At 26.5% G+C, this 25,310-nt stretch carries 34 protein-coding genes and 1 tRNA gene; 29 read left to right on the top strand and 6 right to left on the bottom strand.

Annotated elements, in window-relative coordinates; genetic code table 11:
* Positions 1 to 22 precede the first annotated feature (22 nt).
* From JW646_RS01750 to JW646_RS01740, 3 genes are all read left to right on the top strand, one after another.
* Positions 23 to 256 carry a restriction endonuclease subunit S domain-containing protein gene (locus tag JW646_RS01750; protein ID WP_228416349.1) on the top strand — a complete coding sequence of 78 codons (234 nt, stop codon included), beginning with the start codon at positions 23 to 25 and terminating at the stop codon, positions 254 to 256.
* A gap of 281 nt (positions 257 to 537) precedes the next feature.
* Entirely contained in the window at positions 538 to 2,385 is a 1,848-nt protein-coding gene (locus JW646_RS01745; RefSeq protein WP_228416348.1) for a hypothetical protein, read from the top strand.
* 117 nt (positions 2,386 to 2,502) lie between these two features.
* The gene (locus JW646_RS01740) at positions 2,503 to 3,279 is read left to right on the top strand and encodes a sporulation protein (protein ID WP_228416347.1); all 777 of its coding nucleotides are present in this window, start codon (positions 2,503 to 2,505) and stop codon (positions 3,277 to 3,279) included.
* 135 nt (positions 3,280 to 3,414) lie between these two features.
* On the opposite strand, the gene JW646_RS01735 is transcribed toward JW646_RS01740, so the two are convergent.
* Together JW646_RS01735 and JW646_RS01730 are read right to left on the bottom strand one after the other, a co-directional pair.
* On the bottom strand, positions 3,415 to 3,831 hold the full coding sequence (locus JW646_RS01735; RefSeq protein ID WP_148557456.1) for a CBS domain-containing protein: 417 nt from the start codon (positions 3,829 to 3,831) through the stop codon (positions 3,415 to 3,417).
* 60 nt (positions 3,832 to 3,891) lie between these two features.
* The gene (locus tag JW646_RS01730) at positions 3,892 to 4,461 is read right to left on the bottom strand and encodes a DUF2238 domain-containing protein (RefSeq protein ID WP_228416346.1); all 570 of its coding nucleotides are present in this window, start codon (positions 4,459 to 4,461) and stop codon (positions 3,892 to 3,894) included.
* A gap of 289 nt (positions 4,462 to 4,750) precedes the next feature.
* Here JW646_RS01730 and JW646_RS01725 point away from each other — a divergent pair, with 289 nt between their 5' ends.
* From JW646_RS01725 to JW646_RS01635, 20 genes are all read left to right on the top strand, one after another.
* Positions 4,751 to 5,035 (top strand): hypothetical protein, encoded by a 285-nt coding sequence (locus JW646_RS01725; RefSeq protein ID WP_228416345.1) that lies wholly within the window; start codon positions 4,751 to 4,753, stop codon positions 5,033 to 5,035.
* A 147-nt stretch (positions 5,036 to 5,182) separates the two neighbouring features.
* Entirely contained in the window at positions 5,183 to 5,734 is a 552-nt protein-coding gene (locus JW646_RS01720; RefSeq protein ID WP_228416344.1) for a hypothetical protein, read from the top strand.
* A gap of 421 nt (positions 5,735 to 6,155) precedes the next feature.
* On the top strand, positions 6,156 to 6,290 hold the full coding sequence (locus JW646_RS20110) for a hypothetical protein (RefSeq protein ID WP_255701525.1): 135 nt from the start codon (positions 6,156 to 6,158) through the stop codon (positions 6,288 to 6,290).
* Between the two features lie 16 nt (positions 6,291 to 6,306).
* Positions 6,307 to 6,537 (top strand): hypothetical protein, encoded by a 231-nt coding sequence (locus tag JW646_RS01715; RefSeq protein ID WP_228416343.1) that lies wholly within the window; start codon positions 6,307 to 6,309, stop codon positions 6,535 to 6,537.
* A 72-nt stretch (positions 6,538 to 6,609) separates the two neighbouring features.
* Positions 6,610 to 6,996 carry a hypothetical protein gene (locus JW646_RS01710; RefSeq protein WP_228416342.1) on the top strand — a complete coding sequence of 129 codons (387 nt, stop codon included), beginning with the start codon at positions 6,610 to 6,612 and terminating at the stop codon, positions 6,994 to 6,996.
* Positions 6,997 to 7,109: 113 nt separating this feature from the next.
* Positions 7,110 to 7,493 (top strand): hypothetical protein, encoded by a 384-nt coding sequence (locus JW646_RS01705; protein WP_228416341.1) that lies wholly within the window; start codon positions 7,110 to 7,112, stop codon positions 7,491 to 7,493.
* A gap of 30 nt (positions 7,494 to 7,523) precedes the next feature.
* Positions 7,524 to 8,873 (top strand): B12-binding domain-containing radical SAM protein, encoded by a 1,350-nt coding sequence (locus JW646_RS01700; protein WP_228416340.1) that lies wholly within the window; start codon positions 7,524 to 7,526, stop codon positions 8,871 to 8,873.
* Positions 8,874 to 9,029: 156 nt separating this feature from the next.
* On the top strand, positions 9,030 to 11,861 hold the full coding sequence (locus JW646_RS01695) for a leucine-rich repeat protein (RefSeq protein ID WP_228416339.1): 2,832 nt from the start codon (positions 9,030 to 9,032) through the stop codon (positions 11,859 to 11,861).
* Between the two features lie 70 nt (positions 11,862 to 11,931).
* Positions 11,932 to 12,264: a hypothetical protein gene (locus JW646_RS01690; protein ID WP_228416338.1), complete on the top strand. Its 333-nt coding sequence runs from the start codon at positions 11,932 to 11,934 to the stop codon at positions 12,262 to 12,264.
* A gap of 113 nt (positions 12,265 to 12,377) precedes the next feature.
* The gene (locus JW646_RS01685) at positions 12,378 to 12,761 is read left to right on the top strand and encodes a hypothetical protein (RefSeq protein WP_228416337.1); all 384 of its coding nucleotides are present in this window, start codon (positions 12,378 to 12,380) and stop codon (positions 12,759 to 12,761) included.
* Between the two features lie 747 nt (positions 12,762 to 13,508).
* Positions 13,509 to 13,709 carry a helix-turn-helix transcriptional regulator gene (locus JW646_RS01680; RefSeq protein WP_148557469.1) on the top strand — a complete coding sequence of 67 codons (201 nt, stop codon included), beginning with the start codon at positions 13,509 to 13,511 and terminating at the stop codon, positions 13,707 to 13,709.
* A gap of 4 nt (positions 13,710 to 13,713) precedes the next feature.
* On the top strand, positions 13,714 to 14,040 hold the full coding sequence (locus JW646_RS01675; protein ID WP_228416336.1) for a hypothetical protein: 327 nt from the start codon (positions 13,714 to 13,716) through the stop codon (positions 14,038 to 14,040).
* Positions 14,041 to 14,113: 73 nt separating this feature from the next.
* Positions 14,114 to 14,671 carry a GNAT family N-acetyltransferase gene (locus JW646_RS01670; RefSeq protein WP_228416335.1) on the top strand — a complete coding sequence of 186 codons (558 nt, stop codon included), beginning with the start codon at positions 14,114 to 14,116 and terminating at the stop codon, positions 14,669 to 14,671.
* A 180-nt stretch (positions 14,672 to 14,851) separates the two neighbouring features.
* Positions 14,852 to 15,055: a helix-turn-helix transcriptional regulator gene (locus tag JW646_RS01665; RefSeq protein WP_074917870.1), complete on the top strand. Its 204-nt coding sequence runs from the start codon at positions 14,852 to 14,854 to the stop codon at positions 15,053 to 15,055.
* A gap of 111 nt (positions 15,056 to 15,166) precedes the next feature.
* Positions 15,167 to 15,784, top strand: a complete 618-nt coding sequence (locus JW646_RS01660) for a lactate utilization protein (RefSeq protein ID WP_228416334.1) — start codon at positions 15,167 to 15,169, stop codon at positions 15,782 to 15,784.
* 178 nt (positions 15,785 to 15,962) lie between these two features.
* A complete protein-coding gene (locus JW646_RS01655) occupies positions 15,963 to 16,424 on the top strand; it encodes a hypothetical protein (RefSeq protein WP_228416333.1) in 462 nt (153 codons plus the stop codon).
* Positions 16,425 to 16,562: 138 nt separating this feature from the next.
* Positions 16,563 to 16,638 (top strand) — tRNA-Met (locus JW646_RS01650).
* Positions 16,639 to 16,734: 96 nt separating this feature from the next.
* A complete protein-coding gene (locus tag JW646_RS01645) occupies positions 16,735 to 16,926 on the top strand; it encodes a YwbE family protein (protein ID WP_074917862.1) in 192 nt (63 codons plus the stop codon).
* 20 nt (positions 16,927 to 16,946) lie between these two features.
* Positions 16,947 to 17,201, top strand: a complete 255-nt coding sequence (locus JW646_RS01640) for a hypothetical protein (protein ID WP_074917859.1) — start codon at positions 16,947 to 16,949, stop codon at positions 17,199 to 17,201.
* Positions 17,202 to 17,520: 319 nt separating this feature from the next.
* The gene (locus JW646_RS01635; protein WP_228416332.1) at positions 17,521 to 18,477 is read left to right on the top strand and encodes a YbgA family protein; all 957 of its coding nucleotides are present in this window, start codon (positions 17,521 to 17,523) and stop codon (positions 18,475 to 18,477) included.
* A 345-nt stretch (positions 18,478 to 18,822) separates the two neighbouring features.
* Here the strand turns inward: JW646_RS01635 and JW646_RS01630 are convergent, their stop codons facing one another.
* Positions 18,823 to 19,512, bottom strand: a complete 690-nt coding sequence (locus tag JW646_RS01630; RefSeq protein WP_228416331.1) for a YjjG family noncanonical pyrimidine nucleotidase — start codon at positions 19,510 to 19,512, stop codon at positions 18,823 to 18,825.
* Positions 19,513 to 19,606: 94 nt separating this feature from the next.
* Between JW646_RS01630 and JW646_RS01625 the strand changes: the two genes are divergently transcribed.
* The 3 genes from JW646_RS01625 (at position 19,607) to tsaA (ending at position 21,799) form a co-directional block, all read left to right on the top strand.
* Positions 19,607 to 20,296, top strand: a complete 690-nt coding sequence (locus JW646_RS01625; protein ID WP_228416330.1) for a Crp/Fnr family transcriptional regulator — start codon at positions 19,607 to 19,609, stop codon at positions 20,294 to 20,296.
* 149 nt (positions 20,297 to 20,445) lie between these two features.
* Positions 20,446 to 21,264, top strand: a complete 819-nt coding sequence (locus tag JW646_RS01620; RefSeq protein ID WP_228416329.1) for a MerR family transcriptional regulator — start codon at positions 20,446 to 20,448, stop codon at positions 21,262 to 21,264.
* Between the two features lie 70 nt (positions 21,265 to 21,334).
* The gene (gene tsaA / locus JW646_RS01615) at positions 21,335 to 21,799 is read left to right on the top strand and encodes a tRNA (N6-threonylcarbamoyladenosine(37)-N6)-methyltransferase TrmO (protein ID WP_148557477.1); all 465 of its coding nucleotides are present in this window, start codon (positions 21,335 to 21,337) and stop codon (positions 21,797 to 21,799) included.
* Between the two features lie 61 nt (positions 21,800 to 21,860).
* Here the strand turns inward: tsaA and JW646_RS20315 are convergent, their stop codons facing one another.
* Positions 21,861 to 22,124: a hypothetical protein gene (locus tag JW646_RS20315; protein ID WP_408647769.1), complete on the bottom strand. Its 264-nt coding sequence runs from the start codon at positions 22,122 to 22,124 to the stop codon at positions 21,861 to 21,863.
* Here JW646_RS20315 and JW646_RS01610 point away from each other — a divergent pair.
* Both JW646_RS01610 and JW646_RS01605 read left to right on the top strand, forming a co-directional pair.
* Positions 22,087 to 22,365, top strand: a complete 279-nt coding sequence (locus JW646_RS01610) for a hypothetical protein (RefSeq protein ID WP_187359268.1) — start codon at positions 22,087 to 22,089, stop codon at positions 22,363 to 22,365. The two genes, JW646_RS20315 and JW646_RS01610, sit on opposite strands and share 38 nt — an antisense overlap.
* A 54-nt stretch (positions 22,366 to 22,419) precedes the next feature.
* A complete protein-coding gene (locus JW646_RS01605) occupies positions 22,420 to 23,040 on the top strand; it encodes a hypothetical protein (protein WP_148557479.1) in 621 nt (206 codons plus the stop codon).
* Between the two features lie 171 nt (positions 23,041 to 23,211).
* Here the strand turns inward: JW646_RS01605 and JW646_RS01600 are convergent, their stop codons facing one another.
* The gene (locus JW646_RS01600) at positions 23,212 to 23,373 is read right to left on the bottom strand and encodes a DUF1540 domain-containing protein (RefSeq protein ID WP_148557480.1); all 162 of its coding nucleotides are present in this window, start codon (positions 23,371 to 23,373) and stop codon (positions 23,212 to 23,214) included.
* A 621-nt stretch (positions 23,374 to 23,994) separates the two neighbouring features.
* Here JW646_RS01600 and JW646_RS01595 point away from each other — a divergent pair.
* Positions 23,995 to 24,528, top strand: a complete 534-nt coding sequence (locus JW646_RS01595; RefSeq protein ID WP_228416328.1) for a flavin reductase family protein — start codon at positions 23,995 to 23,997, stop codon at positions 24,526 to 24,528.
* A gap of 229 nt (positions 24,529 to 24,757) precedes the next feature.
* On the opposite strand, the gene JW646_RS01590 is transcribed toward JW646_RS01595, so the two are convergent.
* Positions 24,758 to 25,297 (bottom strand): nitroreductase family protein, encoded by a 540-nt coding sequence (locus JW646_RS01590; RefSeq protein ID WP_148557482.1) that lies wholly within the window; start codon positions 25,295 to 25,297, stop codon positions 24,758 to 24,760.
* Between the last annotated feature and the right edge of the window lie 13 nt (positions 25,298 to 25,310).

Below are 25,310 nucleotides of genomic sequence, written 5' to 3'. Positions count from 1 at the left end.
CATTTATAGCATAAACTAGTTCTTGCTAAATCAAAAGATATTAGGAGATATAGGGGTTATTATTCCATCTATAGAGATTCAAGAAAAATTTACGCAAATAGTTCACAATATAGAAACTATGAAGAAAAAACAAATAAATTCTGATGTAGAGTTAAATCATTTATTTAATTCACTTATGGAAAAAGCATTTAATGGAGAATTAAAAGAGAGTAGGAAATCCTACTCTCTTTTAAAATACAAAAAACACTATATATAGTATCTGCTTGATAAAAAAATACAATATATGGTATTATATTACATATAAATTAATTAAATAAATAACAATAAAAGATATAGATATAATTAAAGGGTGTATTCGATTAGAAGAATTCTGCACTCGCAGCTCTTTCTAAAAGAAACACCCAGTCTTTTGCAATAATAGTATATTCAAGAAATATATATAATATTCCTTAAAATTAAGATTTTATACATATTTTATAACATACTATTAATAATGTCAATAAAAATATAGATAGTAATAGGGAATAGGAGAATTAAATGAGTAAAAAAAATAAATACAATTCATATAAATATTTTATGTATAGCATGTTAGAATACTTTAAAAATAAGGAATTTAGATTAGAAGAAATAAACTTTGGAAGTATAAGACAACTACTAAATGACTACATAGAAGTATACAACCAAATTAAGTCTAATACAGGAGATTCTAGTAAATTAAAAAGAAGTTTAGATGCACTTCAAGAAAATATACTATTTTACTTTAAAAATACAAACTTATCAAAACATAAATTTATAAATAAAGATATAGTAAAAATAAAAAACATACTCAATAAAACAGATAGTTCAATGACAACTGAAGCATATTTTTCCCTTACAGCTTTTATAAAAAAGATGAATAATATAAATATACTAGATTTATGGATAGACATATTACAAGCTGATTTTACGAGTAGCTTTGATGATGTAGACAAACTAATGGATTGTTACATAAGTGAGTTATTATTTGAAGGATATTCGTTAAAATATTTAGAGGAGTTTTGGTTAAGTAACTTTAAAGATTTAAAAGATTGTAAAGATGAAGAAGAGATTCTTATACAAGTTGAGAAGTTTCGAGAATTATCTTATACAAAAGATAATAGGTATGATCTATTATTAAACCTAAATATACCAATAAACTTAAAAGAAGAATTAGAAAATAGTGAAATTTTAAATATTGATAAATTAATTTATAAAATGTTTACTATATGCAAGGAGAATGATGGGTTAATAAATGAAATAAAATCAAAATCTTTCTTTAAATCTAATAAATCTATAACATTAAGAACTGTAGTAAAAGCTCCAGATAAATATAGAGCTATGTATATAGCAGTTAATACTATATCAAATTATTTAGAAGTATATAAAGTAATAGATAATTCAATAAATAATAATATTAAGGTTGCATTATTAGAGAAGAGTAACACTAAAAAATATATAGAGTATAATGCGAATGATTTTACTAAATATTCTAGAGTGATTAGCAGTAGAGAAAAAGAAGATATAGTTGACTTTATAGAGTTAAGGGAATATTTTAGAAAAAACAATATAAAATCAACGTCTATCAATGACATAGAAAATATAATTAATATATTGCAAAAACTACATGAATTAACAATAGACAATAGGCTTCTTAACTGTTGGAGCTCAGTGGAAGGCATTACTAGATTCTATAAAGAATCTGGGTCTAATATAAATACAGTTAACAACATAATTCCCAAAGTTATAAGTATGTATATTATAAAGCAGAAAATGAATTGCTTATGGGATAGGATATATCCTCTTATAAAAAAAGGAATACTTAAAGATGATAAACTAAATGCATGTATTTCTAAAAAGAATGATAAAAAGTACAATAAAGTAAAATTTGCTACATACTTATTAAAAGATGAAACTGCAAAGTGGTTATATGAAAATACTGCAACTAATATTATTATATGTAGAAAAGTTGCAGAGATAAATAATTACCTAAAGAATCCTAATGCACTAGAAAAATATGTTGAGTTAAAGATGAAATGTATAGAAAATAATATAAATTCTATATATAGGTTAAGGAATAATTTAGTACATAGTGGTGGAAGTACAAATATTAATATGGAAAATTATACACAGAGGTTACAGTATTATTTAAATTGTATATTAGGAACATTAATATATCACATGAAGAGAAATCCTGATTTAACAATATCTGAGGTATTATATTCTATTATAACTAGTCACGCTGAATATATGAACAATATAAAAGAATTAAAAGATAAAATTAAAGATATAGATCATAATAAAAAAGAAGAAATGATAATTACATATGGAGTTGAAAATATAGCGTTTATAAAGTATTTGTATATATAAAAATACTTAGTAGCAAGTCAAGAAAGAAATAAAATAATACAATATATCTTCTAAGGTTTGAGAAAACATTAAATTTAGTATAAAATATAGGTACTAAAAATATATTGGAGGTAAATAATGGGGGTACTTGATAAAATGATGGCTACAACACTTGGTATAGGTGGCACAAAAATAGACACAATAGTTCACACAAAAAACATCATGCCAGGAAAAAGAATAGAAGGAATATGCAAAATAAAAGGTGGTAAAGTTGAGCAATATATAAAAGACATAACGATAGGTGTATACACTAACTACAAGCAAGAAGTTGATGATAAAACAGTAAATAAAACACAACGTATTCAAGAGAATGAAATAAAAATAGATAAAACTATACAACCAGAGGAATTATATGAAATTCCATTTAGTTTTATTTTATATAAAAGAGTACCTATTACAAAGCACAAATCAAAAGTATGGCTATCAACATATATGGATATACAAGGGGCAATAGATACATCAGATAGAGATTACATAAATGTAGAACCTAATGAATATATGACAAACGTTTTAAATGCTATATCAGAGTTAGGATTCCATCTTAGAGAAGTTGAAAATGAGCATTGTCCAGCAAGACTGATTAAATATAACTTTGTACAAGAATTTGAATTTATGCCACTTGGAGGTTATTTTAGAAATAGATTAGATGAACTAGAATTAGTGTTTGTACCAACAAATACTCATGTAGACTTAGTTTTAGAAGTGGATAGAAAAGTTAGAGGAATGAAGAGCTTTATGAGTGAGTATATGGGAATGGATGAAACAAAGCTAAGAATAAGACTAGAGAATTCTAAAAAATATACAATTGATGAAATAAAATATGAAATAGAAAGATTACTAAGAATGTATTCTTAGAATTTGTTATATAGAATTAACTAAGCAACTGGAAGGAAACTTTTAAATCCAGTTGCTATTGAATTGAATATCACCCCTTAAAATAGACACAGATAAAAGTACCTGTAAAATCTAATTTAAGGGGTGAGTTTTTATTTAATTACCTGGTTTTGAAATGGAACTTAAAGCTTGGCCAGCTTCATCAACATGTATATTTACATTAGCTAAATCACCTAAAGAAAGCATGCCAGCAATCTTATTATTTTCAACTACTGGTAATCTTCTAATTTGATTTTGGGCCATTAAGCTAGCTGCTTCATGAGCATCTGCATCAGGACTCACACTTACCATATTTCCGCTCATTACACTTTCTACATTTTGATTAGTATTATTTCCAGCAACACTTCTCAAAACGATATCTCTATCTGTTATTACTCCAACAGGAGTTTGATTATTATCACAAACGGGAACTATTCCAACATCTAAAGATTTCATAATATCTGCTGCATTTTTTATATTAGAACCTGTTGTTACATATGATACATCCTTTGTCATTAGATCTTTTACTTTCATAGTTAAACCCTCCTTTTTATCAAATCAATACTATCTTTTCCTTTTGAAGAGAACATATGCTTATAATTGTTTATTTATATTTTTAATTTTTCTAAGGTAATACCCACTCATAATAAGGCCACCAACCAAAGCGTCAATCATATCTTGCATAGTATCTTTTAGCCCACCTGATTGAGTATCCTTACCAAATACTACATCTAATAGATACTCAATTATTTCCAAAAGACCAGATATACCTAGACCAAAGAAAAGAATAAGTACAAGAATTATTATTTTACTAGATGAATTTTGTATATTTAAAAAATTTAATATATTCCAGCCTATTTTAACAGTTATAAATCCTGACCAAAAATGCAAAAAGTCATCGTAAATTTTTATTTTGTCATAAAAGTTATAACAAGATCCTAATAAGAATGAAAATAAGATAAATAAGTTACCAACTATAAATAAACTTTTATCTATTATAGGATAATTTTTAGAATATAATTTATTTAATACAAAGAGTATAACTAAACAAAATGCACTCAATCCACTTTTTCCATATTCACCTTTAAATATAAAGAATATTATTGAAAAAATATATATAATATAAAGTATTAAATTAAAGATACTAATTTTTTTATCTTTCATATATGTACCTACCATTTAGAATATTTATATTTATTATGTGCAAATAGCATATAAATCATTTAGAAATTTAAAATATCTATATTATTATCTAGCTAACATTAATTTATCTAAAGGGTTATGAGTATCTTGAAGTAACAGAATATATACTCTATAGAAAGAAGTAATCCAGGAAAACTCCCGAATTTTTAAAAAGATGTTGAATGGGAAGGGTTAATTGATAAATAATGCGAGATGAAAATTTTTTTGGTACCATATAGATAAATAGGAATTTGTAGGGGGTAAAAATATTATGGAATATACTATGTTTTTGATTGTAACTATACTAGGTATATTATTATATGTTGAAAATCAAAATTTGAAGAAAAGAATTAAAAATCAAGAAGAACGTATAAACAGACTGTGTCAGCTTACAGGAAATGATAATTTGTCTTCTAAGTGGGTTTCGTCAGAAGTAAAGAAAAGCCTTGTTGATTTAAAGAAAGATGGCAAAACTGTTGAAGCTGTCAAACTACTTCGAGATAAAACAAAAATGTCCTTGTTAGAGGCAAAACAGTATATTGATGAACTTGATTAGTATAATGACTATATCTATGGGATTTTGCTTACCAATATTTATTAAAAGTCATTACTTTTTTAAATCATATAGATAAATAGGAATTTATAAATTAAATTTTAGTTATAATAAAAAATTAAAATTATTATGCAGGGGGGAAAATTTCAGATGAAAAAAATAAGCATAATATCATTAATAATAGTATTAATACTTTTAATAAGTGGATGTAATAAAGAAAATGACTTATGGTATGGGGAAGTAGAAGGTAATAAATATATAAATAAAAAGTTTTCATTTGAAATGGATATTCCTAATGAATGGAAAGTTAACGAAGATATAGAAAACATGAATGAAGAAGTTAATAATTTAGAAGAAGTAACTATTTGTATTATGTCTTCTAAGTTTAGTAATGAAGGGATAAAAGTGGATAAACATTTAGTAATAGGGGAAGGAATGAGTATACGAGTTATTAATAAAGACGAAAAAATTAATGATTATATAGATAAAGTTTACAATATCGACTTTGGAGATGATTCTGTTAATATTCAAAATATAGAAACTAAAGATGTGAATGGTAAGGAGTTTACAATTATTGAATTTAAAAACAATATAATATATTTAATTAAAATAGAAAATAAGATTTTCGATTTTAATACAGTGTATTTAAATGATTCACAGAAAGAAATAATGAGAGCTATGAATTCTATAAAATTTAAATAAACTAAAAATATAATTTTCATTATAAATATAAAAAATAAATTTCAATTTATCCAGCAGATTAAGTGAACAATCTCAATACATTGTGAAATCCAGAAACATCATTTGTTTATGTAAGAGTTACTACAAAAGCTGGTTCAACATTTACTTTATATGCATGGGATTAAAAAAGGAGATTAAAAAATGAATAATTTTAATATATTTGGATTTATGGCAATGATATTACCAGTAATATTGATAATAATTTTAATAAAGTTGCTAATAAATGTTATTTCTAAAAAATCAAAATAAGTTTTTGGTAGATAATTTTATTAAAATATTAACCATAATCTTACAAATTGTTAAGGGTGATGTATATTACTTTTTAAATATGTGATCATATGGTAAAATTTACGCAAACATACTTTTAAGGGAGTAATAAGTTATGGATATAATGGACAAAATGCATCCTTTAGTAGGGATTGTGCTAGTACTACTCATATCTATTTTAGCTCTAGCAATGATATTTAAGTCAATTAAAGATTTAATAGTGTTTTTAAATAAAAATAAGTTGAAATAAAAAAGATTAAATAACTATGGAGTATATTTCTTCATGGTTATTTTTAAATAAAAAAATCCATCTACAAATTTTATTACATACGTTAAGAGTTATGCAAAGCTGCAATACTGATTTAGAAAAGATATGCGCTACCTTACATGAAGAGTACCCTATATTTATTGAAATAAATTACGGGTATTTTAGTGGTGGAATAAAGATAGTTGAAGAGTATAAATTGGTGGCAAGTCAAGTTACTGCAATTTCTTAAATATTAATGTAGATTATTGTGAATTATGTGAAAACTTGATAAAAATAGAAGGACGTACTAAGGAGAATTTGTATGAAAGAGTTAATAGAAAATTTATTTTGGATAATAGTAATTGCATTTGGAAGTATGTATTTACTATTTGTAGAAATCAGAAACTATAAACGTAAAAGGAGTTTAAAATTAAAAACAAAATATATTGAAGAAGATATTGTAAGCATGGAAATAACGAACAAAATATTTTGTAAAGGGACCATAATGTTAATTGGCGGAGATAGAGTTCCATCAAAATTACCAAGTACATATGTTGTTGAGTTAGAATATGAAGGCAATAATTATGAAATAAATGATAAAGATATATTTGAGTCTTATGAAATAGGTCAGTTTATAAAGTTAAAGCTAGTTAAAAGCTTAGATCAAAATAGAAATATTATTGAGTATGAATTATTTAAGTTAAAATAAAAGTTTAATTTTGATATATTACAGTATAGTTAATGTATTTAAGGCAATTTGTATTTACACAAAAAGAAAGCCATAATTATAGGGGAATTATTTAAAATGGGGGATAATTTGATATGAACATGTTTGTTGAAATGTTGTGGGTTATATTTGTAGTAATTGGAATAACCTGTTCAATTATAATAGGATTAAAATCTGTATATAACTATATTGTGAAAAAATTAAAAACAAAATCAACACGAAAAAGCACAGTAAAAGTAGTTGTTAAAGCTAAGTATTTTTCTCCAGGTTCAGGATTTAAAGCGCCCCAAGTAGGAGCAATCATAGAATCTGCTTCATATAGAGTGGAGGTTATTTATAATGAACAACTATATGTACTACATAATAAGAAAGTTTTTGACTCTGTAAATACAGGAGATACATTAGAAATGAATTTAGTAGAAGAGTTTGATAAGGATGAAAATATAATAGGTTCATATTTAGAAGTTATCTCAAATTAATATAAACCTTGAATGGGAGATTGGACATTTATGAAAATAAAATTTATTTTACCTGCTTTAGAAGAAGCAAAGAGTCCCTTTTGGAGACCAATAAAATATTCTCTTTTCCCTCCATTAGGTCTAGCTGTTCTTGCATCACTATGTAGTGAATCTGATGATATACAGATTGTGGACGAGCATGTTGAAGAAGTAGATTTAGAAGATAATCCTGATCTGGTATGCATAGAAACATACATAACCAACGCATATAGGGCATATGAAATAGCTGATAGTTATAGGAATAGAGGGATAAAAGTGGCCATAGGGGGGTTACATGCTACTTCTATGCCAGAAGAAGCTAAAAAACATGCAGATGTTTTACTTCTAGGTCTTGGAGAAAAGAGTTTCCCTAAGTTTTTGGAGGACTTTAGAAAGGGAGAGGAATTATCAATTTATGAGCAGGGTGATGTGTCCTTAGATTTTTTACCTTTGCCAAGAAGAGATTTACTTAAAAATGAGAAGTATCTTGTTCCAAATTCCATGGTATTTTCAAGAGGATGTCCTAACAAATGTTCTTTTTGTTATGTAAGTTCATTTTATAAAGGAGGAAAATCTTTTTTTGCATATAAAGTTGATAGGATATTAGAAGAGATTGACAGTATGCAAGGAAAACATTTATATTTTCTTGATGACAATATCTTTGCAGACAAAAAACTAGCAAGACAGATTTTTAAAGAAATGAAAGGAATGAATAAAGTTTTTCAAGGTGCAATAACTGTGGATTCAATCCTCCAAGATGATACCATAGAACTTGCATATGAAGCAGGATTTAGAAGTGCTTTTATAGGTTTTGAAAGTATTAATAAGCAAAGTTTAATTCAAGCAAATAAAAGGTCTAATATAGGACAGGATTATTCTAAAGTAATAAAAACATTAGACGAACTTGGAATAATGATAAATGGAAGTTTTATTTTTGGATTAGATAATGATACTGTGGATGTTTTTCATAGAACTACTGAGTGGGCAGTAAAAAATGGCATAGCTACAGCAACTAATCATATTCTCACACCTTACCCAGGAACTTTCCTATATGACAAAATGGATAAAGACAATAGAATCACAAGTAAAAACTGGAAAATGTACGATACCAGACACTTAGTATTTAATCATCCTAATATTACAAAAGAAGAAATGGAAAATGGATATAAGCAAGCATACAAAAACTTTTATAAGTGGAGTAATATATATAAATCTTCAAGGGAACATGAGGAAATTAGGATGAGATTAAAACATTTTACCTATGCAGGCTCATGGAAAAAATTTGAACCTGTATGGAACTTTATAATTAAAAATGAACTTCTTGGAAAGACTAGAGGCGCCTTGGTAAAAACGTTGAAATAGTATAGCAAAGAAGTTTGATTTTATGTTAAAATATTTTTACATAATAGTATAAAAATAGAGTATAAACATACTTATACTCTATTTATTTTTGATTCCTTATGCTTAAACAATTAAGTATAAGTAGTATTATGATAAATAAATACGGGGGAAAAAGATTTGACAAAAACAATGAGAAAAATTATAACTATTTTGATGACAATGGTTATAGTAATAAGCAATTTTCAGTTTATAAGTTATTCTTATGGACTAGAGACAAAAAGTGAAGATGGATATACATATGTTATCAATAATTCACAAGTAACAATCACTTCTTACGATGGTGAGGATGAAGAAGTGGAAATACCATCAGAGATAAATGGGTACAAAGTTACAACTATAGGTGAGTCTGCTTTTAAGGGAAATGAAAATATTAAAAAAATAACATTACCATCAACAATAAAAACATTACAAGCATATAGTTTTGCTTCATGTTTTAATTTGGAAGAAATTATACTAAATGAAGGTTTAGAAAAAATAGATAGGTCTGCCTTTAGTTATTGTGAAAAAATGACAAGTATACAGTTACCAGAAAGTTTAGAATACATAGGATACTATGCATTTGCAGACTGTAAAGGATTAGAAGAAATTACAATACCATCAAAAGTAAAAGCCATACTGTTAAAAACATTTATAGATTGTGAAAATTTAAAAGTAGCTAATTTGCCTGAAGGATTAAATAAAATAGAAGAATATGCTTTTTCTGATTGCATAAGCCTAAATAAAATAAACTTACCAGAAGGTTTAAGTGAAATTGGTAAAAATACTTTTCAGTATACAGATAGCTTAGAAAGAATAATTATACCAGGAAGTGTAAAAAAAATACCTTCAAGATTATTTTATAGAAGTAAGGGTATTAAAGAAGTTATTATAAATGAAGGTGTTGAAGAGATTGATGCAATAGGATTTGATGAAGCATATAATTTAGAAACAGTATCTCTACCTACTACTATGGTAAGTATAGGGACTTCCGCTTTTAATTCGAACAAAAAACTAAAAAATATAAATTTGCCAGAGAACCTAAAAACTCTAGGTGCATATGCATTTTATGATTGTGAATCCTTATCTAGTATAAATATTCCTAACAATTTAAGAATAATTGAAAGGTCTACTTTTGAAGAATGTGAAAATTTAAGTAAAGTAGATATGGGAAATAATATAGAATCTATAAAAGATGATGCTTTTAGAAATTGCATTAAATTAACTAATGTGGAATTTCCAGAAACATTGAAAGAAATAGGCAAAATGAGTTTCTTTAGATGTGGAAGCTTAACAAGTGTTATTTTACCAGATAGTTTAACTAACTTATCTGAAGGTGCATTTACGTCTTGTTGGAACTTAGAAGATTTAAAACTATCATCAAATCTTAAAGTAATAAGCAGACGAGTATTTGCTAGTTGTGAAAAACTAAAAGAGATAAATATTCCAACAGGAGTTGAAAAAATTGAACCTGACGCTTTTGCACAAGATAAAGGTGTTACTAAATTAACTCTTCCAGAAACATTAGTATCAATAGGTTCATATGCTTTTTCTCAACTAGGTAATGTGGGAGATATAATCATACCAAGATCTGTACAAGAAGTATCTTCAGATACATTTTCAGCGGCTTACATAAGTGGATATGTTTATATGGATAAAAAATCTCCAATATATGAAAAAATAGCACACCAATTTGGAATAAGTAGAATAAAATTCTTTGAAAGTGATGATGAAATAAATGAATTAAGTTTAAACTATATACAAAAGAACTTAAACATTAACGAAGAATTACAATTAGAAGCAATTTATTCACCAGACGATAGAGAAGTTAATTTAAGATGGAGTTCAAGTGACTCTACAGTAGCAGTAGTAGATGAAAATGGTTTAGTTATTACAAAAGGAATAGGCAGTACAATAATAAGTGTAATAGATGAAATTTCTGGTCTTACAACAACTTGTGAAATAAATGTTTTACCTATTAATATAAATGAAGTTAGTATATCTAATATACCCACTAGAACTTATACAGGACAAGAAATAAAGCCAAGTTTAATAATAAGTGATAATAAAGGTATGGAGTTAGTAGAAGACACAGATTACACACTTACATATGACAATAATATAAATACAGGAACAGCAAGTGTTACTATAAAGGGTATGGGAAAATATAATGGAGAAAAAAAGGTTAATTTTACAATAAGTAAAAAATCAATAAGTAGCTCAAGTATAAGCATATCTTATATATCGACGCAAACATATAATTCAAAATCAAAATATCCAAAAGTAGAAATTAAAATTGGAGATAAGACTTTAATAAGAGATGTGGATTATAAATTAACTTATAAAGATAATATAAAAATAGGCAAAGCATCTATTGTAATTACTGGTATGGGAAATTATAAGAATGAAAAGACTGTGTACTTCACCATAAAACCAAAAACAATATCAAACTTAAAAAGTAAATTAACTACTTCATCTGTACAGCTAAGTTGGAGTAAAGATAGTAGTGTAAGTGGATATGAAGTATATAAAAATGACAAAAAAATAGCTACAATAAATAAAAATTCAACTTATACATATACAGATAAAAAAGTAAGTTCATCAACAACTTATTCATATAAGGTAAGAAGTTATAAGGTTGTAAATGGTAAAACTTATTATGGTAGTTATTCTACTATAAAGGCAACTACTAAACCTCTTACACCAAAAACAAACTTAACTAAGTTAAAAAATAATAGTATAAAAACTACTTGGAATAAAATAAATAGAGCAAGTGGATATGAAGTTTACATGGCAACAAGTAAAGGTGGCACATATAAACTTATAAAAGATGAGAAAAAAGGTAATTTATATTATACAAAGACTAATCTAACAAAGGGAAAAACTTATTATTTTAAAGTTAGAGCTTATAAGATTGTGGACAATGAAAAAATATATGGATCATATAGTAGTTATAAATATATGAAATTATAAATGAATATACAAACAAAAACTCATATCATTAAATGATATGAGTTTTACGTAACGATGCATTAGGGAGAATATGTATTTACTATTTGTAGAAATCAGAAACTATAAACGTAAAAGAAGTTTAAAATCAAAAATAAAATATACTGAAGAAGATATTGTAAGCATGGAAATAACGAACAAAATATTTTGTAAAGGGACCATAATGTTAATTGGCGGAGATAGAGTTCCATCAAAATTACCAAGTACATATGTTGTTGAGTTAGAATATGAAGGCAATAATTATGAAATAAATGATAAAGATATATTTGAGTCTTATGAAATAGGTCAGTTTATAAAGTTAAAGCTAGTTAAAAGCTTAGATCAAAATAGAAATATTATTGAGTATGAATTATTTAAGTTAAAATAAAAGTTTGATTTTGATATATTACAGTATAGTTAATGTATTTAAGGCAATTTGTATTTACACAAAAAGAAAGCCATAATTATAGGGGAATTATTTAAAATGGGGGATAATTTGATATGAACATGTTTGTTGAAATGTTGTGGGTTATATTTGTAGTAATTGGAATAACCTGTTCAATTATAATAGGATTAAAATCTGTATATAACTATATTGTGAAAAAATTAAAAACAAAATCAACACGAAAAAGCACAGTAAAAGTAGTTGTTAAAGCTAAGTATTTTTCTCCAGGTTCAGGATTTAAAGCGCCCCAAGTAGGAGCAATCATAGAATCTGCTTCATATAGAGTGGAGGTTATTTATAATGAACAACTATATGTACTACATAATAAGAAAGTTTTTGACTCTGTAAATACAGGAGATACATTAGAAATGAATTTAGTAGAAGAGTTTGATAGGGATGAAAATATAATAGGTTCATATTTAGAAGTTATTTCAAATTAATATAACCCTATAATGGGAGATTACACATTTATGAAAATATAATTTTCGCTACCATAATTGGGGTATATGCTCAAGATATTGATTACTATATAGTGGGTGATCATTTCAATAGTATTTCAGAATTATATTTATACTTACTAACAATTTTAACAGTGTTAAGTATGGCATTGTTCATTACAACACCAATATTAATATATAGGTTTACTAAAAAAACATCAGTTGAAAAACAAATATTTACCATATATCAAATAGCTAATATTTTAATAGGCCTTCAAACTTCTATGTCTTCACTCTTCGTATTAGGTATGAGTTGTGGATAGAAATATTGATATAATGTGAACTATAAAAGTAGATAAATTTCAATTTATCCAGCAGATTAAGTGAACAATATTAATACATTGTGAAAATCCAGAAACATCATTTGTTTATGTAAGAGTTACTACAAAAGCGGGTTCAACATTTACTTCTACTTTTTTTCAATAAACATATTTGCTAATCCAATTGTAAATATAAGAACACCAATTAACATAAATGAATGTATAAATCCATTTAATAACATTAATTTAATTATAGCAGAACGTGCAATTTCTAAGTGTCCACAAAAACATCTGTTTTGGTGGACATTTTGTTATCTATAAGTTTTATCTATATTACGATAAAAAGTATATTGTAATTGACAAAATGTAAACAAGTGATTACAATTATGAATGTAAACAACAAGTTACATTTTGTCAGGGAGGTAATACTTTGATACAGAATCGAATTAAAGTTTTGAGAGCTGAGCGTGATTGGACACAAGCTGACTTGGCTGAAAAGGTGGGTATTTCTCGTCAAGCTGTAATATCGATTGAGAAATATAAATATACACCATCTTTAGAATTAGCTTTTAAAATTGCATGTGCTTTTGATGTTTCAATTAACGATGTTTTTGAATACAAGGGGGATTAATCTAATGAATGAACAAATTATTTTTTTATGTTTCTTAATTCCAGGAGCTGGAATTACAATATTTCTTCCATCTTGGAAGAGAAAAAAAGAAGTTACTTATAAAAACGATGAACGTTGGCAATTAATTCAAAACAAAGCTAATAGTACAGTAAATATGTTAACCTCTACAGTATTCCTGTTAGCTTTAGTTATTGGACAAATGATAACACTTAATTCTAATATTAATATAACTTTTACGCTGAATCGTCTTTGTACCTATGGTGTATGTTACCTTGGAATACGATATGCCATAGAACTAGCTGCATTAAAATATTTTGATAATAGAATTTAACTTAGAGAATAAAATATAAAGAGAGCAAGTTAATGTGCTTCTTTTTAATGTTCAATAAAACAGGGGGTATTTTATGAATCATAAGGGTACGAAAAAAATAGAGACTGAAAATTTAATCTTAAGAAAGTTTGAATTATCAGATGCAGAGGCTATGTATAAAAATTGGGGAAGTGATCCAGAGGTTACAAAGTTTCTAACTTGGGGACCTATGAAGGACGTTGACATTTCTAAAACAGTTGTAAAGAGCTGGGTTGAAGAATATGAAAAAGAAAATTTTTATCAATGGGCTATCGTATTAAAAAAAAATGGAGAAGAGCCAATAGGAACTATTGGTACTGTACGCCAAGATGAAGAAATAGGAATGGTTCATATTGGTTATTGTATAGGACGAAAATGGTGGAATAGAGGGATTACTTCAGAAGCATTAGATGCTATAATTAAGTATTTTATAAATGAGGTCAAAGTGAATCGTATCGAATCAAGACATGACCCTCTTAACCCAGGTTCAGGCAAGGTAATGATTAAATGCGGGATGAAGTATGAAGGCACAATGAGAAAAGCAGATATAAACAATCAAGGTATTTGTGATTGTGCTTATTATTCTTTATTATCTGAAGATTACAAGAAGTAAATTTACTATTGTTATGTAATGGGAATTCATAATTCAAATCTTTAGGAATAATACTAAGGTTATTTACAACAGATTTATTAACACTGTATAGAATGCAAGTCTTAATAATAGCAGTTACTTTTGCAATATCAATGAATTTATGGGCATTTTTGACTTACAAATTTGATACGGGTAACTAAAATGACCACTTTTATTAGTAATTTGAAAAAATATCGTCAGTTTAATGAATTAACTCAAGAGGAGTTAGCTAAGAAGGTAAATGTTAGAAGAGAAACTATAGCCCGTTTAGAAAATGGAAAATACAATCCTTCACTTGAATTAGCTGTTAGAATTTCAAAGGAATTAAATACTCCTATTGAAAAATTATTTATATTTGAATTTTAGGTTTAGCCTAATAAAATATTAGGTTCTCAAATTAATTTATTGAGAAGTAAATTTAATTTTGATATGACTTAGGTAAATAGAAATTTGTAGAGGAAGTAGAGGTATCTAACAATGGAAGAAATAGTTAATGTTACAATAAAGAATCTTAATCAAAATAATATAGCTGGATATTATGTTAAGGATGCCGAACAACTAATAGAAACTGTTCAATCTCTGCTAAATGAGGGTGAAATAATCGGTTGTGGAGATTCTGTAACACTGGAAGAAACTAAGGTTTTTGAATTTATAAGAAATGGTAATTACCGTTTTTTAGATAAACATGACCCGGAACTAACATCAATAGATAAAAGAGAAATGTATTTGCAAAATTTCAGAGCACACACCTTTATATCTGGTGTCAATGCTATAACACAGGACGGTAGTTTATATTTTATTGATGGAAATGGAAGTAGGGTTGCTCCAATTATTTATGGACCAGAACAAGTCATACTGGTAGTAGGGACAAACAAGATTGTTTCCGATTCAGAAGAAGCCATACAGAGAGTTCGACAGATAGCAGCACCATTAGATGCAAAAAGGTTGGGTAAGAATACACCATGTGTAAAGCTTGGTAAATGCATAAATTGTAAGAGTAAGGAGCGAATATGCAATGCTTTTGTATGTATTACAAGACAATTTGTAAAGGATAGAATAAAGGTTATATTTTTAGAAGGTGAGTTTGGTTATTAGTTCAATAAACTCCAATTTGTAAGGCAGATTAAATGAACAATTGTTATATATTGCGATTCAAATAGGATGTCCAAATGGACATCCTATTATGTTATACTAATTTCAACACTATTTTAAAACAAAGCCATATAATTATTAACATAAAAATCAAAATGGAAGTCAATAAAAGGGGGATCTTATGAATAAAAGGAATTATACTTTTAACTTTAATTGTTCTAAATATATCCTAATTACTAAGCTAGATAAATTAAAAGTTGTAAATGCAGATAATTCTACTAATACAAACTTATTGTGCAGGAGAATTAATAACAAGATAAAATTTATGTTATATACAAATTATACACCAGGTACCTATTCTATCATGGGTAAAGGAGTTGTGGATATACATAGTTTTGAAGGAGAAATATTTGAAAAGGATTCTAAATCCTATATTTCAGGTCACTTTAAAAGTAGTTTATATGTGAGATTCTTTACTGTTTTGGTATTTGCTTTTTGCCTTATGTTGATTTTTAATATATATCTAATGATTGAGATTTTGTTTTTTTACCTAGGAATTATGATTTTCTTTAAAAAACATACTGAATATAGATTATTGAATAAGATTAAAGAGTTTGAAAAAAATATTAATTTACATATTTAAAGAAAAGATTTAGATTCACAATATTAATGTATTACGCAATAAATTCTAATTAATAAGGCAGTTTTGATGAACAAATTTAATAATGGGTTGTTATATTATATTATATATGTTATAGTTAATACATAAATCAAATAACAGCGCGGAGTGGAGCAGTTGGCAGCTCGTTGGGCTCATAACCCAAAGGTCACAGGTTCGAGTCCTGTCTCCGCAACCAATTAATACTATGAATATAAAACTCTTATATCACTTGATATAAGAGTTTTTTTAAAATATAACGAAGCGAATTTTTAGATAAAAAGAGGAAATTAATATGAATGGACAAAATAGAGATAATATAAAAATAGGAAGTAAAGTATTAGTAGTTCAAAAGCAAGATCAAAGAACTGGAAAATTAACAGAGGGTGTAGTATCTAGAATACTTACAAATTCTAAAACTCATCCCCATGGAATCAAGGTTATGCTTGAAAGCGGCATAGTTGGTAGAGTTCAAGAAATTTTATAAATATATTTTAAGGAGATTTTATGATAAAAAGAGAATTTGAAATAAATGATATAGCCTATCTTGCAAAAAATAGAAGGATAAAGGCACATATAGATGGAAGTGAAACTAACACAAAGAATATTTCTTTAAAAGCAGGAGATGCAGTTAAAATACTAGATTATTATGAAATAGAAAAGTATGGATATTCATATGAAGCAGAGTTAAAAAAAGATGGAACAACATATGTAATAAGAAAGCATCTAAGTCAATCAGACTTAAGACCTAAAAACGTTTAAATTTGAGTAAATTTATAAATTTAATATATTATTAAGAAAGAGAGTTTTAGCCTAAGACTCTCTTTTTTAGTTTGAAAAAACAATGTATATAATCAAAATTTGAAATTTAAATATTACTAGTTATAGTGCTAATGGGGAACTCTAGGCTTTTTTACTTACGGTGTGGTTAATCGTATCACAAGTAAGGGAGTACAGTTTTAGATACAAAATAAACCAGGGTATATATTAATATGATAAAATAAAGTTATAAAGGGAGGTAAGCTACTAGATAAACGTATAAATCTCATACAAAAATTTAATTAATTAGTAGTTAATAAATATGATAGAAAAAAACAAGCCAACTATATTAATAAGCAAATGTATAGAGCATGAAGCATGTAGGTATGATGGAAAAATGATGAGAAATCAATTTATTAGTAAATTAAAAAATTATGTGGATTTTATACCTATATGTCCTGAAATGGAAATAGGATTATCTTGTCCTAGAGAAGTGTTAAGGATAGTAGAAGATAATAATAGAAAATACTTAGTAAATTCTAAAACAGGGGAAGATTACACGCAAAAAGTAATAAGTTTTTCTGATGAATTCATAAAAAGTATAAAGGGGAAAAATATTAATGGAATTATACTTAAAAGTAAATCACCATCATGTGGAATAAAAGATTCTAAGGTATATAAAGATTTTGGAAAAGTTCCACCCCTACCTAAAAAATCAAGTGGCATATTTGCTCAAAAAATATTAGATGAATTTAATAATATACCTATAGAAAGTGAAGGGAGATTATTAAATTCAGATATTAAAGAACACTTTTTAACTAGAGTATTTACGAGTTTTGATTTCGAAAATATGGCAAAGGAAAAAAGTATTAAATCTATTATAGATTTTCAGTCAAATTACAAATATTTACTTATGCAATACAGCCCCTCTAAGCAAAAAGAATTAGGAAGAATTGTTGCTAATATAAAAAAAGACACTATAGAAGCAGATTTAGAAATATATAATAATATTTTATCAAAAGCATTAGCAAACAAGTCTAATATTGGGAAAAATATTAATATGCTCTTACATTTATTTGGGTACTTCTCAGATGATTTGTCTCAAGAGGAAAAAGCATTTTTCTTAGATACAATAAAAATGTATCAAGAATGCAAGGTACCCTTTTGTGTACCTTTAAATATAATTAAGTCCTGGGTGATAAGGTTTAATAATAAATATTTACTAGGTCAAAAAATATTCGATGTATTTCCAATAGATTTGATTGAAATAAACGATTAGATAAAGATCTTACTATTACCATGTTTATGTCATCCCATTGTATAAATGAAATAAGGGCTGTGCCAAGTAAATATGGGGTGAATGAGGTAGATAAAAAGAATGTATTAATGGAGCAGATAAAATTTTTAATTGTTATCCGTGGAATATTTTAGTTAACCAAAGTGCTAAAGCTTGTTCTAATAAAGAAGAAATAAGAAATTATGTAAAAAAGTGTTATAGAAAGATAGATAAAAATACATATATTGATATTATGATGGAATTGACAAGCTGTTTATCAAATATTTAAAAAGATATAGAATTAGATTTAACTCTATATCTTTTTACTATTATTTATAAATGTTTTTATTAATTAAGTAGCAAAGACTTAAGCTCACCAAAATTAGAAACCTCATAGGTAGGTTTTATTGAAGTTTCATTTATAATCTTGTTAGGATTATACCAACAGGTATCTATACCGAAGTTTATACCGCCTTGTATATCAGAACTTAAACTATCCCCTACTATCAAAACTTTGCTTTTATCAAAGAAATTTATATGGTTTAAGGTATGTTCAAAAATCTTAGGATTTGGTTTTGATATTAATATTTCTTCAGATATTACTATAGTCTCAAAAAATTTTGATATAACTGATTTTCTTATTCTTTTATCTTGAACTAATGTAAGACCATTAGTTACTATAGCAAGTCTGTAAGATTTGTTTAGAGTTTCTATAAGCTCCATACTATCATCATATAAAAATGATGCATCAGCTAAATACTCCATATATAATTTTGCAAAGTTAGTTTCATCAAAACTTACCTTTAATCTATCTGATAATCTTTTAAATCTTTCTACCTTTAATTTTTCTTGTGTAATAAGTCCTTGTTCAAATTCTTTCCACAAAACAGTATTTATTTCTTGATAAATTTTTAAATGATAAGCTTCATCATATTTTATGTTAAACTTAATCATTGTGTTTTTAAATGCTTCTCTTTCAGATTTTTTAAAATCGTATAATGTTTCATCTGCATCAAATAATATAACTTCATATTTCATAATATATCCTCCAGTCTCTCTTTACAAACTTCTATAAATAAAATAATATATTTATAAAAGTCAGAACATGACATGGGTCATGTTAGGAGGAGTTATGAAAAGAATTTGTGATAATAAGCTTTTAAATAATTATATTAAAAAGCACAATATAGAAAGTATATTTGATAATGAAATATTAGAATATGCACAACTACATTTCTATGAAGGTGAAGAGTACATATTAGAGTCAGGGGAAATTCTGGAGTATTATTATTTACTTGTTGATGGAAAAATTAAAATCTATTATCCTTTTGAGAATGGGAAGTCAATGACTTTAAAGTTTTATAATGATTTTAATACAATAGGAGATTTAGAACTTTTAAAAGATACACCTATACTTTGTAATGTTGATGCAGTAAAAGATACTTTTCTCATAGCAATACCTGCGACTGTACTTAGAGGAAAGTATTATAATAACTTAAAACTTTTACATCATTTGGTGGATTCTTTGAGTGAAAAACTTTATGGAACTATTAATAATAGCTCATATAATTTTGTATATCCCCTTATAAATAGAGTGTCTACTTATTTAGTTGAACATCTTACAGACAAAGATTATATAATTTTGAATTCATCATATTTAGAGATTGCCCAATTTTTAGGCACAACATATAGACATTTGAACAGAACTCTTAAAGAAATGGAATCAAAATCAATTATTAAATGTGCTGATAAAAAAATATATATACTAGATATAAATAAACTTAGAGAATTATCTAAGAATATTTATGTAAAACCCCTTTAGTACTATTTTCTGTTTGTTCAACATCTATATATAAGGTTATACATTTTAGTTTAGTAAGTAGTTATAATATAATGGATATATATGTAATAGAAATGAACTTTATATAAGATAAAAAATTAATAACTTATTTAATGTATTAAGGGGGATATATGTTTAGAATTGGAGAGTTTTCAAAATTAACTCAGGTTTCTATTAGAATGTTACGATATTATGATGAAATCGGCTTGTTAAAACCAGCAAAAGTTGATTTGTTTACAGGATATAGAATTTACTGCGCAAATCAGATACCAGAGCTTCAAAAAATAATTTTATTAAAAAATTTAAAATTTTCAACAGCAGAAATAAAGCATATTATATTAGGCGGTAAAGAAGTAAATATTGTGAAGGAATTACAGGATAAGAAGGTTGAAATTAATAAAGAAATAGTACTTGAAAAACAAAGGATAGAAAAAATAAATAGTGCTATAAATGAAATAGAAAAAAAGAATTTTAAGATACATTGCAATATAAATTTTAAAAAAGTAGATAAAATACTCATATTATCTACTAGAGAAATAATTCCGACTAATTTTCATGAGGGAATTTTATGGAATAGATTATATGATTTTATTAAAAAAGAAAATATTTCAATAAAACAGGATGTGTACAATAATATTGCTATGTATCATGATACTGAACATAAGGATGAAAATGTAGACGTTGAAGTTGGATTTGTTGTAGGTAAATTAGGGGAAAATAAAGAAGGATTTGCATATAGAGAAGTAGATGCAGTAGAAAAAATGGCATATGCAATGGTACATGGTCCCTATGAAAATTTAGCGAAAGGATATGAAATGCTTGCATATTACCTTGAAAGTAATAAAGAACAAATGGCAGAAAAACCTTCTAGGCAGATATGTCATATAGGAGTAGATGACACTAAAAATCCAGAAGAATATCTCACTGAAATACAGATTCCATTAAAATAAAATTAGTTGACTCTCACATCATGTGAGGGTCTATTATTTTTTTAAGACAAATAATTAGGAGGTAAATAATATGCAATTAAAAGAAGTGGGTAAAATTAATGTAGCAGGAGAGGAAATGTTTATTCAAATCAATAAGGAGTATGTAAAAGCACTTCAAGGATTAGAGGATTTTTCTCATATTGATGTAATTTGGTGGTTTGATAAATGCGATAATAATGGAAGTAGAAACATTGTTGAAGTAAATAAACCTTATAAAAATGCTCCCCAAAAGATGGGAATATTCGCAACTAGATCACCTGAAAGACCAAATCCAATAGCACTATCTATAACTGAAATAACATATATTGATTATGAAAATGGTAGAATATATATTACTTATATTGATGCAATGAACAATAGCAGTGTATTAGATATAAAGCCATATACTCCAAGTATAGATAGAGTAGAAAAACCGAATGTTCCTAAATGGTGCGCTCATTGGCCATTATCTTATGAAGAATCTGGTGACTTTGACTGGGAAAATGAGTTTTTATAAATAATATCAAATAATCCAAAGATATATTAACTATCTTTGGATTATTTATTATACTATAAATTTATGACTTGGCTTTGATTGTAATTAAATTACTTTTTTGAATAACTGCACCACTACATCTAATATGCTCAGTAGAATTATATGGTATAGTAGTAAAAGAAACTATATTATTTTTCTCAAATTCATCAACCTTTAAATTATCTGAGAATGTTGAAAAATATATAATCCCCTTTTGCTCAATGTTATAGTAAAAATTAATGATTCTAACATATAGAAGGAAATTAAAATTGATAATAAAATATACTGAAGAAGATATTGTAAGCATGGAAATAATGAACAAAATATTTTGTAAAGGGACTATAATGACAATTGGAGGAGATAGAATTCCTTTAAAATTACCAGGTACATATATTCTTGAGTTAGGATATGAAGGCAATAAGTATGAAATAAATGATAAAGAAATATTTGATTCTTATGAAGTAGGTCAGTTTATTAAGTTAAAGCTAGTTGAAAGCTTAGATCAAAATAGAAATATTATAAAGTATGACTTACTTAAGTTAAAATAAAAGTTTCATTTTAATATATTGGAAACTAAAAATAAGTAGAAAGGGATTAAAAAAATGGTAAATGAGGAAGTTAATAAGTCTTGGGCCATTAGAACATCTACAGATGAACTGCTAAATTTTATTATATTTACTGGATGTATGTATAATTTAATTGATGATAAGAATTTTGATGATTCAAATACACCTTGGCCTACTAATCTATTAAATACAGATTGTAAAAAATTACAAAGTGATAAATTAAAATCACAATGGAAACTATGGTTTAATAATGCTATAGAAGAAAAATGTAATAATATCAATCCTAATAAAATGTGTGTATTAGTTAATGAAAAGTATAATGTAAATGATTTTTCGCAACTACAATACATAGAGCTTAGAGAATGTTGTAAAAAAGCATATCCACTTTTTATTGAGTGGTGGGAGATGCAAGCAGGTGGTAAAAGTGCTATTTCTTTCTATGAAATAATAGTGGGCAATAAATTTTGTGATTATATAGAGGAATTAGAATGCCAATTGAATAAAAAATCTAAACCATTTAATTTTTACATAGATATGGTATATACAGGTGTACCTGATGTATTAGACATAAATGATGAGTATGTTATAGTAACTCCTAATGGATACCTTAGCTTAGATAGAGAATGGTGGATAAAAAAATTTATTAAATTAATGTAATTCTTAAATAGAACATGAGTAAATTAGGATGAGATTAAAACATTTTACTTATGCAGGTTCATGGAAAAAATTTGAACACCTCAATACTTATAATGTACCTATTTGAGCATTACAAAAAATTGAATTGCCTATATAAAGAATACTGCCTACAATAAGTAGGCAATATTAAAATTAATTTTTTTTCGCAAAACTTCCACAATCAGTTTGTTCAACTGTAGTCGCTGAACCACTGTGTTTTATAACTCGAATTTTGTCTAAAGCACAGTAGTTTTCTTGATCACTGTGGTATTTACATTCTGTAACCTCGCAAGCTATACTTTCATTTTTTTTCATTATTACATCTCCTTTGTTATCTTATTTTTTATGTTACGATATTATTATGTAATATTAACACTAATTATATTCGATTAATTTGTAATAACATGTTTTAAGTATTAAATTATATTTAAGTCACTTTAGAACTGAACACTTTAATTCATAATCTTAATATAATGCGAAGAAAAAGAGTATTAGCCTAATACCATTTTTTTATGTTTAAAAAATTACACACATAAATTATTTATAAACTTCTTAGGACTATGATAATTGTTACAAAAGTTTTAGATTGTGAGATAAAAATATCTTTGACATCATATACATAAATAGTAATTTAGAGGGGTATAAATTTTAGATTTAATAAGTTGATACCTGGATTAACTGTATTTAATATAGAAGAAACACGAGATTTTTATTTTAATTAGCAGCGTTCTCTTTAAAATCTTTATTACCCCAATGATAAAAAACTTGTAAAACAGGCATTAGACACTCACCTTTTAGTTAGTAAGTAACCAAAAAGTGCCTACTTTATTTAAAAATAAACAAACTATATAATAAATCTAGAGATACTAAAATCCTTAAGAGGATAGAAATTTTATATTATCTAAAATGATAAAAGATTTAAAGGAGAATAATATTATGAAAAAAGAAATAAACCCATTAGATTATGCTAGCGAAATCATGAAAGCTGTTGAAAAAGGTGTTTTGATAACAACAAAAGTAGGAAATAAAGTCAACTCTATGACTGCTTCCTGGGGAACGCTTGGAATAGAGTGGGGAAAACCTATTTTCACAATTTTTATAAGAGAGAACCGTTTTACAAAACAGCAACTTGAAGAAAATCCTGAATTCACTGTAAATATACCACTTGGTGAGTTTAACAGAAAAATATTGGGTATATGTGGAACGAAATCAGGGAGTACTACTGATAAAGTTAGTGAACTTAACTTATCACTTGAAGAACCTGAAAGTATTTCAGTTCCAGGAATAAAAGAACTTCCACTAACACTTGAATGTAGAGTTATATATAAACAAAAACAAGATAAGAATGCTATTTCACAAGAAAACTTAACATTCTACCCACAAGATGTAGATAGCTCATTCCATGGAGGGAACAGAGATTTTCACACAGCTTACTATGGTGAAATTATTAGCTCTTATATTATCCAATAGTATTTTAAAACTTAAATTAATTATTTAACCTAGAGAATAATAGTTATATCAACTTATTTAGAAAGTGTAAAAAATGTATTTTTAAGCAAGGTCGTTTCCTGAAATTTCATAGGGTCCACCCAGTGGCTTAAGAGAAGCGAATTTCTTACAAATATTGAAAAGGCATAGAATTTAATTAGATTCTATGCCTTTTATGACAATGATATTATTTGTAAAGTGTTTTGTAAATTTACCAGTTTTCATAATGTACTATGTCTTCAAAACTTTTTCGTGGACGAGGCTTAGGGGATTCATCTGAATAACCAACAGTAATAACACTAACTACATATTTATCAGAAGGTATATTAAGAATAGGTCTAATTTCTTCTTGAGTAAACCAAGCAACCCAGCAAGTACTAAGTCCTAGTTTTTGGGCACATAAAACTAAATGTTCTACAGCTATGGATGTATCTCTTATTATTTGTTTAAGTTCTTGCTGGGGACTATTTTCATTTAATGATAAATCTATATCTTCTTTAATTCTTGAGCGTATATCTGCAACACATACTATAAAAACAGGAGCAGACATCATCCACTTTTGCTTATGAGATACCTCAGCTAACTTTTGTCTAGTTACATCAGATTTAACTACAATAAAATGCCAAGGTTGAGTATTGGAACCAGATGGAGCAAGCCTTCCACTCTCAATAAGGCTAATAATTTTTTCATCTTCAACTTTTTTATTAAGATATTTCCTTATACTTCTTCTATCAATAATTTCATCCAGCATATTAATTATAATC

The sequence above is a fragment of the Terrisporobacter hibernicus genome, from assembly GCF_020809405.1.
GTDB classification, from domain to species: Bacteria; Bacillota; Clostridia; order Peptostreptococcales; family Peptostreptococcaceae; genus Terrisporobacter; species Terrisporobacter petrolearius.
The sequence above is the reverse complement of the archived record's forward strand: the minus strand, read 5'-3'. Positions and strand labels throughout refer to the sequence as shown.

Bases quoted from the DNA above. Each gene is read 5' to 3' on its own strand.
- JW646_RS01745 (WP_228416348.1), top strand. From the start codon at position 538: ATGAGTAAAAAAAATAAATACAATTCATATAAATATTTTATGTATAGC.
- JW646_RS01740 (WP_228416347.1), top strand. From the start codon at position 2,503: ATGGGGGTACTTGATAAAATGATGGCTACAACACTTGGTATAGGTGGC.
- JW646_RS01735 (WP_148557456.1), bottom strand. From the start codon at position 3,831: ATGAAAGTAAAAGATCTAATGACAAAGGATGTATCATATGTAACAACA.
- JW646_RS01730 (WP_228416346.1), bottom strand. From the start codon at position 4,461: ATGAAAGATAAAAAAATTAGTATCTTTAATTTAATACTTTATATTATA.
- JW646_RS01725 (WP_228416345.1), top strand. From the start codon at position 4,751: ATGGAATATACTATGTTTTTGATTGTAACTATACTAGGTATATTATTA.
- JW646_RS01720 (WP_228416344.1), top strand. From the start codon at position 5,183: ATGAAAAAAATAAGCATAATATCATTAATAATAGTATTAATACTTTTA.
- JW646_RS20110 (WP_255701525.1), top strand. From the start codon at position 6,156: ATGGATATAATGGACAAAATGCATCCTTTAGTAGGGATTGTGCTAGTA.
- JW646_RS01715 (WP_228416343.1), top strand. From the start codon at position 6,307: ATGGAGTATATTTCTTCATGGTTATTTTTAAATAAAAAAATCCATCTA.
- JW646_RS01710 (WP_228416342.1), top strand. From the start codon at position 6,610: ATGAAAGAGTTAATAGAAAATTTATTTTGGATAATAGTAATTGCATTT.
- JW646_RS01705 (WP_228416341.1), top strand. From the start codon at position 7,110: ATGAACATGTTTGTTGAAATGTTGTGGGTTATATTTGTAGTAATTGGA.
- JW646_RS01700 (WP_228416340.1), top strand. From the start codon at position 7,524: ATGAAAATAAAATTTATTTTACCTGCTTTAGAAGAAGCAAAGAGTCCC.
- JW646_RS01690 (WP_228416338.1), top strand. From the start codon at position 11,932: ATGTATTTACTATTTGTAGAAATCAGAAACTATAAACGTAAAAGAAGT.
- JW646_RS01685 (WP_228416337.1), top strand. From the start codon at position 12,378: ATGAACATGTTTGTTGAAATGTTGTGGGTTATATTTGTAGTAATTGGA.
- JW646_RS01675 (WP_228416336.1), top strand. From the start codon at position 13,714: ATGAATGAACAAATTATTTTTTTATGTTTCTTAATTCCAGGAGCTGGA.
- JW646_RS01670 (WP_228416335.1), top strand. From the start codon at position 14,114: ATGAATCATAAGGGTACGAAAAAAATAGAGACTGAAAATTTAATCTTA.
- JW646_RS01665 (WP_074917870.1), top strand. From the start codon at position 14,852: ATGACCACTTTTATTAGTAATTTGAAAAAATATCGTCAGTTTAATGAA.
- JW646_RS01660 (WP_228416334.1), top strand. From the start codon at position 15,167: ATGGAAGAAATAGTTAATGTTACAATAAAGAATCTTAATCAAAATAAT.
- JW646_RS01655 (WP_228416333.1), top strand. From the start codon at position 15,963: ATGAATAAAAGGAATTATACTTTTAACTTTAATTGTTCTAAATATATC.
- JW646_RS01645 (WP_074917862.1), top strand. From the start codon at position 16,735: ATGAATGGACAAAATAGAGATAATATAAAAATAGGAAGTAAAGTATTA.
- JW646_RS01640 (WP_074917859.1), top strand. From the start codon at position 16,947: ATGATAAAAAGAGAATTTGAAATAAATGATATAGCCTATCTTGCAAAA.
- JW646_RS01635 (WP_228416332.1), top strand. From the start codon at position 17,521: ATGATAGAAAAAAACAAGCCAACTATATTAATAAGCAAATGTATAGAG.
- JW646_RS01630 (WP_228416331.1), bottom strand. From the start codon at position 19,512: ATGAAATATGAAGTTATATTATTTGATGCAGATGAAACATTATACGAT.
- JW646_RS01625 (WP_228416330.1), top strand. From the start codon at position 19,607: ATGAAAAGAATTTGTGATAATAAGCTTTTAAATAATTATATTAAAAAG.
- JW646_RS01620 (WP_228416329.1), top strand. From the start codon at position 20,446: ATGTTTAGAATTGGAGAGTTTTCAAAATTAACTCAGGTTTCTATTAGA.
- tsaA (WP_148557477.1), top strand. From the start codon at position 21,335: ATGCAATTAAAAGAAGTGGGTAAAATTAATGTAGCAGGAGAGGAAATG.
- JW646_RS20315 (WP_408647769.1), bottom strand. From the start codon at position 22,124: ATGCTTACAATATCTTCTTCAGTATATTTTATTATCAATTTTAATTTC.
- JW646_RS01605 (WP_148557479.1), top strand. From the start codon at position 22,420: ATGGTAAATGAGGAAGTTAATAAGTCTTGGGCCATTAGAACATCTACA.
- JW646_RS01600 (WP_148557480.1), bottom strand. From the start codon at position 23,373: ATGAAAAAAAATGAAAGTATAGCTTGCGAGGTTACAGAATGTAAATAC.
- JW646_RS01595 (WP_228416328.1), top strand. From the start codon at position 23,995: ATGAAAAAAGAAATAAACCCATTAGATTATGCTAGCGAAATCATGAAA.
- JW646_RS01590 (WP_148557482.1), bottom strand. From the start codon at position 25,297: ATGCTGGATGAAATTATTGATAGAAGAAGTATAAGGAAATATCTTAAT.